This window comes from Kitasatospora sp. NPDC047058, assembly GCF_040643935.1.
Classification (GTDB): Bacteria; Actinomycetota; Actinomycetes; order Streptomycetales; family Streptomycetaceae; genus Kitasatospora.
In genome coordinates this window covers 1-13043 of sequence record NZ_JBEYVJ010000201.1, presented here as the reverse complement: position 1 = coordinate 13043, position 13043 = coordinate 1, and the positions used below count along the sequence as shown (strand labels likewise).

The window sequence follows — 13043 nt, the reverse complement described above, 5'->3', positions numbered from 1 at the left end:
CCCCCGTGTCCCCGGCGGCGCGGCCGCGTCCCGCCCGGCCGCCCTTCCCGGGGCGCCCCTGCGACGCGGCCCGGCCGTCCCCCGGGGACGCGGGGGTGGCCGGGGTGGCCGGGGTGACCGGGGTGGAGGCGGGGGTGCCGGTGGGACGCTCGGCGGTCGGCGGCGTGGCCATCAGACGCTCCGGGCCGGGGTGGGGGCGGCGGCGGGAAGGCAGGGTCTGAAAATGCGCATAAGCCAATAATCTGGGACACGACGGCGGTTTGCCTCTTCACGGAGCATGGCGAGTCGCCTTGGCACCATGAGGCGCATGACGCAGCTGATGGGCCGTCCGATCGTGGAACTGCCGCGGGAACTGGGCGCCCGGCCGGTCCTTGCCGACGTGCTCACCGGGGTGCGGACGGCGCTGCTCGGCCTCGCGGTGGTCGCCGTGCCGGTGCTCGGGCTCTGGGTGGTGACCCCGTCCGCGGACGACGGTGCGGCGGGAGCCGTCCGGTTGGCGGGCGCGCTCTGGCTGCTCGGTCACGGCGCCCCGGTGCTCCGCGGCGCCGCGGAGGCCCCGCTGACCGTCACTCCGCTGCTGCTCGGCGTGCTGGCGGTGGTGCAGCTCTACCGGGCCGGCGCCCGGGTGGCGGCCCGCCGCCGTCCGCGGCCGCGCTGGAGCGGCCCCTGGGCGGTGTGGTGCGGCTACTGCACGGTGGCGGGTGCGGTGGTGGCGCACTGTTCGGGCGCCGGGTCGTTCCGGGCGCGGGTGCTGCCGGACGTGCTGGTGGTGGCGGCCCTGGCCGCCGCCGCGACGGCGGCCGGGGCCCGCTCGGCGGGTGGCTCCCGTTCGTCGGTCGGGGGCCGTGGGCCGCTGTCCCGGTGGCGGGTGCCCGGCCAGGCGTCCGACGGGGCGCTCGGCCGGGCGCTGGACCGGGTGCCGCCGTGGGCCCGGCCGGACGGCGGCGCCGCGGCGGTCAGGACCGCCGCGCTGGCGGCCGGCGCGGGGCTGCTCGCAGCCGGGGCGCTGGTGGTCGCCGTGGCGGCGGTGTCGGCCGCGGCGACCGGCTCCGGGAAGGCGACGGCCGCACTCGCCGCGGGCCCGGCCGCGGCGGCCGCGCTGCTGTTGCTGAGCGTGGTGCTGCTGCCGAACGCGGTGGTCTGGGGCGCCGCGTACGCGCTGGGGCCGGGCTTCGCGGTGGGCGCGGGGACGGCGGTGGCGCCGGCCGGGGCGGTCCTCGGGCCGGTGCCGGACTTCCCGCTGTTCGCGCTGGTGGCGGAGCCGGGGGCGGGTGGCTGGCGGTGGGCGGCCTGCCTGCTGCCGGCGCTGGCCGGGGTGGTGCCGGCGCTGCTGCTGGGACGGGCGGCGGCCGGCCGCCGGGGCGGCGGCGGGGGTGAGGACCGGGACGGCCCGCCCGGGCCCTGGCCCGCGGTGGCGACGGCCGTCGCCGTGCTGGCGGTGGCGCTGCTGACCGGGGCGGCGGTCGCGGTGCTCGGCGGGCTCGCCGGGGGAGCGCTGGCCGGCGGCCGGATGGCGGCGCTGGGCCCGGTGCCGTGGCGGACGGGCCTGGCGGCGGCGGGCTGGGTCACGGCGGTGGGTGTGCCGGGGGCGCTGCTGGCCCGGTACCGGGCACTGGCCGGGGCGGCCGCCCGGACCGGCACCGAAGGCGCCGCCACCGGCGGAGCCGCGGACACCGTCGAAGGCACCGTCGAAGGCACCGGCGAGGCCGCCCGCGCGGACCGAGCCGCCGTCACCGGGGAGGCCGCCGGCACCGCCGCGCGGACCGGGCTCCCGGCGAGCCGGCCGGGCTCGCCGAACCCGCTGGGCACCGCCACCGCACGCCTCGCGGCCGCGTCCGCGGCGCTCGCCGGGCACGCACGCCGGTGCATGCTGCTGCTGCGCGCCCGCGCGTACGCGGTGGTGCTCCGGCTGGGCCGGCCGTCGGCCGGTCCGGGGGCGGTGGCCGGGGCGGTGGCGGTGGCCGGGGCGGTGGCGGAGGAGACGGCCCCGGACGAGGACCGGCCGGCTACTCGCCCTTCCGCATGACGTCCACGTACCACTTCGGCGCGAGCCGGTCGCAGTTGTCCGCCCCGGTGGCGGTGAGCGAGTCCCGGACGCAGGTGACGTAGTCGTTGTAGTACAGGCTGAGCCCGATCACGGAGGACACGAAGACCACCGTCATCGCGCCGGTGAGCACGCCGGCCAGGGCCGCCGGGGTCAGCGGGTTGGGCCCGGCGGCGACGGGCGCTGCGCCGGTGGCCGCCGTGCGCCCGCCGGCCGGCCTGGGCGTGCGCATCGCGCCGACGCCCCAGACGATGGCCAGCGCGCCGACGAACAGCGCGACGTAGTGCAGCGCGGCGAACGCGCAGACCAGCGCGGCCATGCCGGCCAGCGCCGCGTTGCGGGCCTTGCGCTGGGCGGGGTCGTTCGGGTCGAGCCGGGGCGGCTGCGGGGCCGGCGGCCGGGGGTGCCAGCCGCCGCCCTGGTAGCCGGGGCTCCACGGGTGCGGCGGCGGGACCTGCGGGCGCTCGTCCTGGCCGCCCTCGCCGTCGGGCGCGTCCGGCCCGCCTGCCGGTCCGGGGTTGCGCGGCCGCCACGGCTGGTCCGGGGCATCCGCCGGCGGCGGCGCGAAGGGGTTGCGCTCGCCGGTGTCGTCACCGCTGCTCATGGTTCAGCCATTCCTTCTCGGTCGGTGGGGCGGACGCCCGGCCCACCCTATGATCCCGCAGCCGCCCGCGGGCACCCCTGCGGGTCGGGCCCGGGACGGGTCGGCGTCCGGTCCGGCCGCCCGGGCGTCCGGCGCGTCGTGGCCGAGGAGATCCCCGTCTCAACTACGCGCGTAGCGCCCACGGGGCGTTTCGGAGGCCGTCCGACCAGCCGTTATCGTGGTGACGGTCAGCAGCTCACAGAGGTTCCCCGGGGCCCGCGTCGCGGCGGGTTCTCCTGGTGTTCCCCCTCGCTCGACCTGCCGTTCGTAGTGGCCCCACCGCCGGTGGATGTACCAGCGGGCGGCGCCCGACCTACGGAGAATCGCGCAGTGGCCGCCGCCCCCGCTCAGCTCTTCCCGCCCCGCACGCCCGGTCCGGCTCGTCTGGTGGTGCTGGTCTCCGGCTCCGGCACCAACCTGCAGGCGCTGATCGACGCCGCCGCCGACCCGGCCTTCGGCGCCGAGATCGTGGCCGTCGGAGCGGACCGCGACGGCATCGCCGGCCTGGAGCGGGCCGAGCGCGCCGACCTGCCGGTCTTCGTCCACCGGGTGAAGGACTACCCCGACCGGGCCGACTGGGACCGTGCGCTGACCGCCTCCGTCGCCGGCCACGAGCCGGACCTCGTCGTCACGGCCGGCTTCATGAAGATCCTCGGCCCCGGCTTCATCGCCGCCTTCGCCGGACGGATCGTCAACACCCACCCCGCACTGCTGCCCGCCTTCCCCGGCGCCCACGGCGTCACCGACGCGCTCGCGTACGGGGTGAAGGTGACCGGCTGCACCGTCCACCTGGTCGACGCCGGCGTGGACACCGGGCCGATCATCGCGCAGGGCGTCGTCGAGGTCACCGACGCCGACCACGCCGATGGCGGCGAAGCGCTGCACGAGCGCATCAAGACTGTCGAGCGCAAGCTGCTCGTCGACGTCGTGGGCCGGCTGGCCCGCGAAGGTCACCGCATCGAGGACCGAAAGGTATGGATCCCGGCATGAGTGCCAGCTCCACCACCCCCCCTGTCTCCGAGAACGTCCGTCCGATCCGTCGCGCGCTGATCAGCGTGTACGACAAGACCGGTCTGGAGGAGCTGGCCCAGGGCCTGCACGCCGCCGGGGTCGCCATCGTCTCCACCGGCTCCACCGCCGGCCGGATCGCCGCCGCCGGCGTGCCGGTGACCGAGGTCTCCGAGCTGACCGGGTTCCCGGAGTGCCTGGACGGCCGCGTGAAGACGCTGCACCCGCGCGTGCACGCCGGCGTCCTCGCCGACCTGCGCCTGGAGTCGCACCGCGAGCAGCTGGCCGAGCTGGGCGTCGAGCCCTTCGACCTGGTCGTGGTGAACCTCTACCCGTTCAAGGCCACCGTCGCCTCCGGCGCCACCCCGGACGAGTGCGTCGAGCAGATCGACATCGGCGGCCCGAGCATGGTCCGCGCCGCCGCCAAGAACCACCCGTCGGTCGCCGTCGTGGTCGACCCGGCCCGCTACGGCGACGTGCTGAAGGCCGCCCAGGAGGGCGGCTTCGACCTGGCCACCCGCAAGCGCCTGGCCGGTGCCGCGTTCGCGCACACCGCCGCGTACGACGTCGCCGTCGCTTCCTGGTTCGAGGCCGGCTACGCGCCGAGCGACGAGCGGTTCCCGGAGTTCCTGGGCGCCACCTGGGAGCGCCAGAACGTGCTGCGCTACGGCGAGAACCCGCACCAGGGCGCCGCGCTCTACGTCGACGGTACCGGCGGCCTGGCCGGCGCCGAGCAGCTGCACGGCAAGGAGATGTCGTACAACAACTACGTCGACACCGACGCCGCCCGCCGCGCCGCGTACGACCACGCCGAGCCGGCCGTCGCGATCATCAAGCACGCCAACCCGTGCGGCATCGCGACCGGCGCCGACGTCGCCGAGGCGCACCGCAAGGCGCACGAGTGCGACCCGGTCTCCGCGTACGGCGGCGTGATCGCGGTCAACCGCCCGGTCACCGTCGAGCTGGCCGAGCAGATCGCCCCGATCTTCACCGAGGTCGTGGTGGCCCCGGGTTACGAGGAGGGCGCCGTCGAGGTGCTCGCCCGCAAGAAGAACCTGCGCGTGCTGGTCGCCCCCGAGGCGCCGGCCAACCGCCAGGAGCTGCGCCCGATCTCCGGCGGCGTGCTGCTCCAGGAGACCGACCGGGTGCACGCCGAGGGTGACGACCCGGCGACCTGGACGCTGGCCACCGGCGAGGCGCTCTCCGAGGACGGGCTGGCCGAGCTGGCGTTCGCCTGGCGGGCCTGCCGGGCCGTCAAGTCCAACGCGATCCTGCTGGCCAAGGGCGGCGCCTCGGTGGGCGTCGGCATGGGCCAGGTGAACCGGGTCGACTCGGCGAAGCTCGCGGTCGAGCGGGCCGGCGAGCGGGCGAAGGGCTCGTTCGCGGCCTCCGACGCGTTCTTCCCGTTCGCGGACGGCCTGCAGATCCTGATCGACGGCGGCGTCAAGGCCGTGGTGCAGCCCGGTGGTTCGATCCGGGACGAAGAGGTGATCGCGGCCGCCGCCGCGGCCGGCGTGACCATGTACTTCACCGGCACCCGCCACTTCTTCCACTGACACCCGCCGGGACCCGCTGAAGCCCGCGGCGGTGTGACGGAACGACGGAACGGCCCGGCTCCCCGTGCGGGGGGCCGGGCCGTTCGGCTGCGTCCGGTGCGTTACTTCTTGACCACCACGGTGCCGGCGGCACGGTCGTGCCAGCCCTGCAGCTTCCCGGAGTTGTCGAAGAACGGGGACAGGTAGACCAGCGCGGCGCCGATGTAGCAGAGGAACGCGCCGACGATCGGGATGATGAAGCGGATGAAGCCGCCGCCCAGGCCGGGGACCTGGCCGTCGCTCTCCTTGACCACGCGCAGGCCCATGGCCATCTTGCCGAGGGTGGCGCCGACGAAGGCGACCATCAGCCACTCGTACAGCAGGTTGAAGACGGCCAGCACGCCGACCATGATCATCATGGTGGCGACGACGCCGGCGGCCGCGTCGTTCTGGTGGTTCAGGCAGTCGTAGTACGCGGAGTTGGAGCCGCCGTAGGTGTACTTGCCGCTGCAGTCCTGGGTGTCCTTGACGAGGCCGAGCGAGCCGGCCAGCCCGAGCGCCATCACCAGGCCGATGACCGCGCTGACCGCGAGGCCGTCGATCAGGCGGGCCAGGAACCGCTGGCCCATGGTGGCGATCTTCACCGGACCCAGGTTGGCGATGTTGATGTAGCCGTTGTTCGCCTGGATGGTGCCCGGCACCGGCGCGTACCCGTACTGCGGCTGCTGCGGCACGCCGTACCCGGGGGCCTGCGGCGGCTGCTGCGGGTAGCCGTAACCGGCGGCCGGCGGGGCCTGCTGCGGGTAGCCGTAGCCGGGCGGCTGCTGAGGCTGGCCGTACGGGTTGTTCGGGTCGGGCGGGTAACTCATCTATGCCTCCGGGCAGGATGTGGGGACAACGGGACGGGACAGCGGAGGACCCGGATCGGACCGGCGGGTCGGGCGGCCGGACGCACGGGACGATAGCGGAGCGCGGTGACACCGGGGGCGCGCAAGGACCGGCGCCCGCCGGTGCGGCTCAGGAACGCGCGGGCCGTGGCGGCCGCGGGGACCGCGGGGCGCACGGCCACGGCGTGGACGGGAGCATCGACGGCTGCCGCGGCAGCACGCCGAAACGGCGGTCTGGCGGCACGGTCTGGTGTGGTCGGCTCACTGTTCTTCCCCCGGGTACGCCCCCGCCGTGGTGTCCGTCGGCCCGTCACCGGGCCGGATGCGGCAGGGAATGCCCGCTCATCGTCAACCGGACGGCCCGGCGCTGTCCAGCCGCGCTCGCTCACCGGACCGGACTGTGGCGCAACCGCAATGTGACCCGCACGTTCCGTTCCCGCGGACCGGTGTCCGCAGGGCTGGCGCCGCGGACTTCCGGGATCCGGGAGAATGGGGTCATGACTGCCCAGATTCTCGATGGCAAGGCCACCGCGGCCGCGATCAAGTCCGAACTCGCCGTCCGCGTGGCGGCCCTCAAGGCGAAGGGCGTCACGCCCGGCCTCGGCACCGTCCTGGTCGGCGACGACCCGGGCAGCCGCTGGTACGTCAACGGCAAGCACAAGGACTGCGCCGAGATCGGCATCGCCTCGATCCAGCGCGAGCTGCCGGCCACCGCCAGCCAGGAGGACGTCGAGAACGTCGTCCGCGAGCTCAATGCCGACCCGGCCTGCACCGGCTACATCGTCCAGCTCCCGCTGCCCAAGGGCCTCGACCAGAACCCGGTCCTGGAGCTGATGGACCCGGACAAGGACGCCGACGGCCTGCACCCCACCTCGCTCGGCCGCCTCGCGCTCGGCATCGAGGGCCCGCTGCCCTGCACCCCCTACGGCATCATCGAGCTGCTCCGCCGGCACGACGTGAAGATCGAGGGCGCCGACGTGGTCGTGGTCGGCCGCGGCGTCACCGTGGGCCGCTCGATCGGCCTGCTGCTCACCCGCAAGAGCGAGAACGCCACCGTCACCCTCTGCCACACCGGCACCCGTGACCTCTCCTCGCACCTGCGCCGGGCCGACATCATCGTGGCCGCCGCCGGGGTCGGGCACCTGGTCAGGCCGGAGGACGTCAAGCCCGGCGCGGCCGTGCTGGACGTGGGCGTCAGCCGCGACGGCGAGGGCAAGATCGTCGGCGACGTCGACCCGGGCGTGGCGGAGGTGGCCGGCTGGATCTCCCCGAACCCCGGTGGCGTCGGCCCGATGACCCGCGCCATGCTGCTGAACAACATCGTCGTGGCGGCCGAGCGCCGCGCCGGCATCTGACACGAGGCATCCGAGACCGGAGGAACGGCGAGCCATGAACCAAGCACGACCGGCGCGGTCGCGGCGCAGACCGGTGAAGACCACCGGCACCCTGCCCCCCGAGGGCGCGGCCGCGGCGCTGGGGCGTGACCACGCCCTGCCGGTGCGCCAGTGGCCGATAACGCTGGTCCTGCTGGTGGTCGGCGCCGGGCTCGCGGTGACCTGGTTCGCCGACTTCAAGGACGGCTTCAAGTACGGGCTGCTGATCCTCGGCGGCGGCGTGCTGCTGGGCGCGGTGCTCCGGCTGGTCCTGCCCGAGGTCGGCATGCTGGCGGTGCGCAGCCGGTTCACCGACGTGATCGTGCTGTCCTTCCTGGGGCTCGCGATCGTGCTGCTGACCCTCGTCGCGCAGCCCAACCCGTGGTTGGAGATCCCGCTGCTGGACAACATCGGCCAGCTGATCGGCCGCCCCAAGCACTGATCGGCCCGGCCCCCGACGGCCCCCGCTCGGCACCCCGGGCGGGGGCCGTCCGCGTACCGGGAAACCCCCGTGCGGTCCAAGATCGGTGGTTGGTATGCTCCGCGCATTCATGGGGGGCCGTGCGCGGGGGGACCGGTTCGGGCCGTGACGGCCCGGTCCGGAGCTGCACTCCGCACGGTGTCCTCTCTTCTCCGTTCGCCCGAGAGAGGGCTGTGATGGACATCTCTGCAAGACGAACCGCGCGGGTGCGCCGCGTCCTCGGCGCCGCCGCTCTGGCCCTGGCCACCGGTGCCGCCACCCTGAGCCTGGCGGCGCCCGCCACGGCCGCGCCCCTGCCCATCGTCACCGCCCCGGTCCAGACACCGGCGGGCGTGACCGCCGACGCGGGCGAGCGCTTCGTCCCGGTGCCGCCGGCCCGCGTGATGGACACCCGCACGTACCTCGGTCTCCCGAGCCCGCTCTACAACAGCATGGAGCAGACGCTGCAGGTCGCCGGCCGCGGCGGCGTGCCGGCGACCGGCGTGAAGGCCGTCGTGCTGAACGTGACGGTGACCGAGACGCACACCCCCGGCTTCCTGACGGTATGGCCGTCCGGCGCCCCGAAGCCGGATTCCTCGAACCTGAACTGGGCGGCCGGCCAGACCGTGTCGAACCAGGTCGTCGTGCCGGTCGGCGCCGATGGCCGCGTGAAGCTCGTCAGCCCCGGTTCGGGGGGTCTGATGTCCGGGGGCACCCCGCGAGTCGAAGCCATCGCCGACGTCTTCGGTTACTACACCGACGACCAGGCCGCCGGCTCCACCTTCTCCGCACTGAGCCCGGGCCGTCTGCTGGACACCCGCGCGGCTGTGGGCACCGACGGCACGGCGCCGGTGCCCGGCAGCGGCCAGGTGGACCTGCAGGTGGCCGGTCGTGGCGGGGTGCCGCAGTCGGGCGTGAAGGCCGTCGTGCTGAACGTGACGGTGACCGAGCCGCAGTCGAACGGCTTCGTCAAGGTGTGGCCGTCGGGCATCGCACAGCCGGACGTGTCGAGCATCAACTGGACGCCGGGGCAGACCAAGTCCAACCACGTGGTGGTTCCGGTCGGCGCGGACGGCAAGGTGTCGTTCTACAACGCGGCGGGCGGCTCGACCCACTTCGTCGCCGACGTGTTCGGCTACTACTCCGACGACCCGGCCGGCACCACCTTCCACCCCGTGGGCCCGGGTCGCCTGGTCGACACCCGGACCAACGGCGGACCGCTGGGCGCCTTCGAGGCCGGCACCCTGGACCTCTCCGGCCACCCGGCACTGCCCGGTGCGAAGACCGTGGTGCTGAACGTGACGGTGACCGAGCCGCAGGCCCCCGGCTTCCTGACCGCCTGGCCCTACGGCACCGAGCTGCCGGACTCGTCCAACCTGAACTGGACGGCCGGCCAGACCGTGCCGAACCTGGTCACCGTCCCGCTGAGCGCGGACGGCAAGGTGAACCTGGGGAACGTCAGCGGCGGCTCCAGCCACCTGGTCCTGGACGTGTTCGGCTACTTCTCCTGAACCGTCGGACCATCGCGTAGCCGGGCCCCGGAGGCAGCCGTCTCCGGGGCCCGGCCCGTTTCCGACGGCGTCGCCGGAAACCGGCGTGCGGCGCAAGATCATCGGTTGGTATGCTCCGGCCGTTCACGGGGGGAACGTGCGTGCGCGGGGGGCCGGTTCGGGCCTGAACGGCCTTGGCCGGAGCTGCACTTCGTACGACGTCCTCTCCTCTCCGTTCGCCCGAGAGAGGGCAGTGATGGACATCTCTGCAAGACGGTCCGCGCGCGTGCGCCGCGGATTCGGCGCCGCCGCCCTGGCCCTGGCCACCGGTGCCGCCACCCTGAGCCTGGCGGTGCCCGCCACGGCCGCCCCTGCCGCTCCCGCGGCCGCCGACGCGCCCGGCGAGCTGCTGCTGCCTCCCGCCCCGCGCGGCATCCCGACCCGGGACCAGCTGTTCGTGGCCGGCGACACCGGCCTGCTGCACGCCCGCGAGGGCAGCGACCGGCTGCTGTGGACCAGGTACGACACCGGCGCCACCACCGACACCGGTCTGCGCCTTCCCGCCGCCCTGGAGTCCGACCTCCGGCAGGGCCTCCCGTCCGGCTTCTACCGGGGCCGGCCGGACCACGGCTACGGCACCTCCTCGGACACCGTCGCGGTGCCCTCGGCGGGCAAGGTCGACCTCTACATCCTGGCCTCCGGCACCCCGGTCGCGGCGGGCAGCATCGACATCCCCGCCGGCCAGACCTACGCCGGCACCTACGGCCGCACGGTGCTGACCTCCGAGGGCGGTGCCTCCACCGTCACCGGCTGGTACCTCAACCGGCTCGACGGCGGCACCGTCACCCGCACCAAGGTCGCGTTCCCGGCCGGGGCCACCCTGGTGACCTCGGTGCACGACGGCGACCAGACCTCGGTCGTCCTGCGCTACCGCCTCGACAACCTGCTGCACTCCGTCCTGGTCGACCTCGCCACCGGCGCGGTCACCGAGCTCCCGGACGGCGGCGAGTTCGAGTTCTCGAACACCTACCGGCTCGGCAAGGGCGTCGTCGTGCGCCAGGGCGGCGGGCCGGGGAACGTCGATCTCCTCGACCGGGCCCAGCCGCAGACCGTGCTGCGCTCCACCTACCTGAACCCCCCGTCCGGCGAGCTGCGGCTCACCGGGGACTGGCTGCTCAACACGCAGTCCGCGGCGGCCACCTCCGGCGACAACCGCGGCCGCCCGCTGGTCTCGACCCCGGTCGGCTCGACCTCCGGCACCGTGCAGTACGTGCTGGACTCCGCCGACGCCCAGCTGCTGCCCGCCCCGGACGGCTCGCTGATCGCGATCGGCACCGAGCACGCCCCGGCCTACGGCCAGCAGCTCGCCACCGCCGTCTACCGGCTGGCCGGCACGGCCGACAAGCCCGCGGTCACCAGGCTCACCGACGTCCCGGACTCGCCCGCCACCGTGTTCGGGCTGACCCTCGGCGGCGGCTGGCTCTCGGTCGCCTCCGACACCGTGGCCTACCAGCCGGCCGACACCTACGGCTACGTCCGCAGCTACCAGGTGACCGGCGACCCGACCCCGGTCAAGCAGACCGAGGTCCTGGGCACGTCCAACCCGGCCCACTGCTACACCAACGTGATGCCCTGCGCCTCGTTCCGCTCCACCGGAGACGGCCGCTACCTCGCCGAGGACGCGGTCTACGGGGACAAGGTGGTCGCCTACAAGCCCGGCCAGCGGGACTGGGCCGGCACCGTCAGCACGGCCGGCCTCTACAACCTCAACACCATGGACGCCTCCGGGCGCTACGTGGTCCTGGGCAGCCTCTACACCGGCAACGCCCGGTCCGACCGGCCCATCGTGGTCGGCGACCTCGACACCGGCGCCCAGACGCTGCAGACCAGCGGGACCGCCGCCGCCCTCCAGGGCGACACGCTCTGGCGCGCCAGGGAGAACTCCACCACCGTCCAGGCCAGCGACGTCACCGGCGCCGTGGACCGCGGCAGCTTCACCGCCCCGTGCAAGGTCACCACGCTGCAGGGGGCCGGCCGCTTCGTCTACTGGGGCTGCCAGGACAACGACGGGACGCTGCGCACCAGCGGCGTCCGTGACACCGTCACCGGCAGGACGCTGACCATCCCGGTGATCGCGGTCGGCTACTCCAACAACGGCCCGGGCCGCGAGGCGCTGCTGGGCGACGGCTTCCTGGTGCGCCAGGACCGGGCCAACGGCAGGCTGCTGGCGGTCGACTTCCGCGGCGGCATCCAGGCCGACGGCGACGAGAGCACCGCGACCGTGCGCACCCTCGCCTCCGGTGACTACTGGAAGACCATCCGCGAGTCGAACCGGGCCTGGACGGTGGACCGGACCGGGCCGGACGTGGCCTGGGCCGACCCCGACGGCCAGCGCGTCCACGTGGTCAACGCGACGGCGGAGGCGGGCAGCCGCTTCGCCGCGCTGGCGCCGGCCCGGCTGCTGGACACCCGCGCCGCGCTGGGCACCCCCGGCACGCAGCCGGTGCCCGCCGGCGGCGAGGTGACGCTGCAGATCGCCGGCCGGGCCGGCGTGCCGCAGAGCGGCGTCAAGGCCGTCGTGCTCAACCTGACCGTGACCGAGCCGCAGACGCCGGGCTTCCTGACGGTCTGGCCCTCGGGCGCGGCCCGTCCGAACTCGTCCAACCTGAACTGGACGGCCGGCCAGACCGTGGCCAACCAGGTCGTGGTCCCGGTCGGTGCCGACGGCAAGGTGAAGCTGTACAACGCCGCCGGCGGCTCCGCCCACCTGGTCGCGGACGTCTTCGGCGTCTACACCACGGACCCGGCGGGCGCCACGTTCTCCTCGGTGAACCCGGCCCGGCTGCTGGACACCCGGTCGGCGGTCGGCCGCCCCGGGACCGACCCGGTGCCCGCGGACGGCGAGGTGTCGCTCCAGGTCGCGGGCCGGGCCGGGGTGCCGCAGAGCGGCGTCAAGGCCGTCGTGCTCAACACCACGGTGACCGGGCCGCAGTCGGCCGGCTTCCTGACGGTCTGGCCCTCGGGCACCGCCCGTCCGGACTCGTCCAACCTCAACTGGACGGCCGGCCAGACCCTGCCGAACCACGTCGTGGTCCCGGTCGGCGCCGACGGCAGGGTGAACCTCCACAACGCCGCCGGCGGCAGCTCGCACCTGGTCGCCGACGTCTTCGGCTACTACTCCGACGACGCGGCCGGCACCACCTTCCACAGCGCGGGCCCGTCCCGCCTGCTGGACACCCGGGAGGGCCAGGGCGCGGTGGCCTCCGGTGCGAAGGTCACCCTCGACCTCTCCGGCCGCAAGGAGCTGGCCGGGGTGAAGACGGTGGTCCTGAACGTGACGGTGACCGAGCCGCAGTCGGCCGGGTTCCTGACCGCCTGGCCCTCCGGCACCGCCCGCCCGGACTCGTCCAACCTGAACTGGACCGCCGGCCAGACGGTCGCCAACCTGGTCACCGTGCCGGTCGGCGCCGACGGCAAGGTGGACCTGGCCAACCTCGGCGGCGGCTCCGCCCAGGTGATCGCCGACGTGTTCGGGTACTTCTCCTGACGGACCGTCGCCCGCGCGCGAGCGGGAGGAAGCGGACCAGCGCCGGGGTGATCAGC

9 protein-coding genes are annotated in these 13043 nt (G+C 74.8%); 7 read left to right on the top strand and 2 right to left on the bottom strand.

The genetic code is table 11. The features are described from left to right. Positions 1 to 307: 307 nt before the first annotated feature. Positions 308 to 2026, top strand: a complete 1719-nt coding sequence (locus ABZ885_RS25495) for a DUF6350 family protein (RefSeq protein ID WP_360192943.1) — start codon at positions 308 to 310, stop codon at positions 2024 to 2026. On the opposite strand, the gene ABZ885_RS25490 is transcribed toward ABZ885_RS25495, so the two are convergent. Beyond that, on the bottom strand, positions 2007 to 2648 hold the full coding sequence (locus ABZ885_RS25490) for a hypothetical protein (RefSeq protein ID WP_360192940.1): 642 nt from the start codon (positions 2646 to 2648) through the stop codon (positions 2007 to 2009). The two genes, ABZ885_RS25495 and ABZ885_RS25490, sit on opposite strands and share 20 nt — an antisense overlap. Positions 2649 to 3017: 369 nt before the next feature. Between ABZ885_RS25490 and purN the strand changes: the two genes are divergently transcribed. Both purN and purH read left to right on the top strand, forming a co-directional pair. Next, positions 3018 to 3677: a phosphoribosylglycinamide formyltransferase gene (gene purN / locus ABZ885_RS25485; protein WP_360192938.1), complete on the top strand. Its 660-nt coding sequence runs from the start codon at positions 3018 to 3020 to the stop codon at positions 3675 to 3677. Beyond that, positions 3674 to 5251, top strand: coding sequence for a bifunctional phosphoribosylaminoimidazolecarboxamide formyltransferase/IMP cyclohydrolase (purH, locus tag ABZ885_RS25480; protein WP_360192936.1), 1578 nt, complete (start codon positions 3674 to 3676; stop codon positions 5249 to 5251). The genes purN and purH overlap by 4 nt, the downstream gene beginning before the upstream one ends. Positions 5252 to 5352: 101 nt before the next feature. On the opposite strand, the gene ABZ885_RS25475 is transcribed toward purH, so the two are convergent. Beyond that, positions 5353 to 6099, bottom strand: coding sequence for an RDD family protein (locus ABZ885_RS25475; RefSeq protein ID WP_360192933.1), 747 nt, complete (start codon positions 6097 to 6099; stop codon positions 5353 to 5355). A gap of 515 nt (positions 6100 to 6614) precedes the next feature. Between ABZ885_RS25475 and ABZ885_RS25470 the strand changes: the two genes are divergently transcribed. The 4 genes from ABZ885_RS25470 to ABZ885_RS25455 all read left to right on the top strand — a co-directional run bounded on the left by ABZ885_RS25470 (position 6615) and on the right by ABZ885_RS25455 (position 12987). Next, the gene (locus ABZ885_RS25470; protein WP_360192931.1) at positions 6615 to 7472 is read left to right on the top strand and encodes a bifunctional methylenetetrahydrofolate dehydrogenase/methenyltetrahydrofolate cyclohydrolase; all 858 of its coding nucleotides are present in this window, start codon (positions 6615 to 6617) and stop codon (positions 7470 to 7472) included. Between the two features lie 34 nt (positions 7473 to 7506). Beyond that, positions 7507 to 7932 (top strand): DUF3017 domain-containing protein, encoded by a 426-nt coding sequence (locus ABZ885_RS25465; protein WP_360192928.1) that lies wholly within the window; start codon positions 7507 to 7509, stop codon positions 7930 to 7932. Between the two features lie 215 nt (positions 7933 to 8147). After that, a complete protein-coding gene (locus tag ABZ885_RS25460) occupies positions 8148 to 9461 on the top strand; it encodes a hypothetical protein (RefSeq protein ID WP_360192925.1) in 1314 nt (437 codons plus the stop codon). A gap of 265 nt (positions 9462 to 9726) precedes the next feature. Next, positions 9727 to 12987, top strand: coding sequence for a hypothetical protein (locus ABZ885_RS25455; RefSeq protein ID WP_360192923.1), 3261 nt, complete (start codon positions 9727 to 9729; stop codon positions 12985 to 12987). The last annotated feature ends 56 nt before the right edge of the window (positions 12988 to 13043 follow it).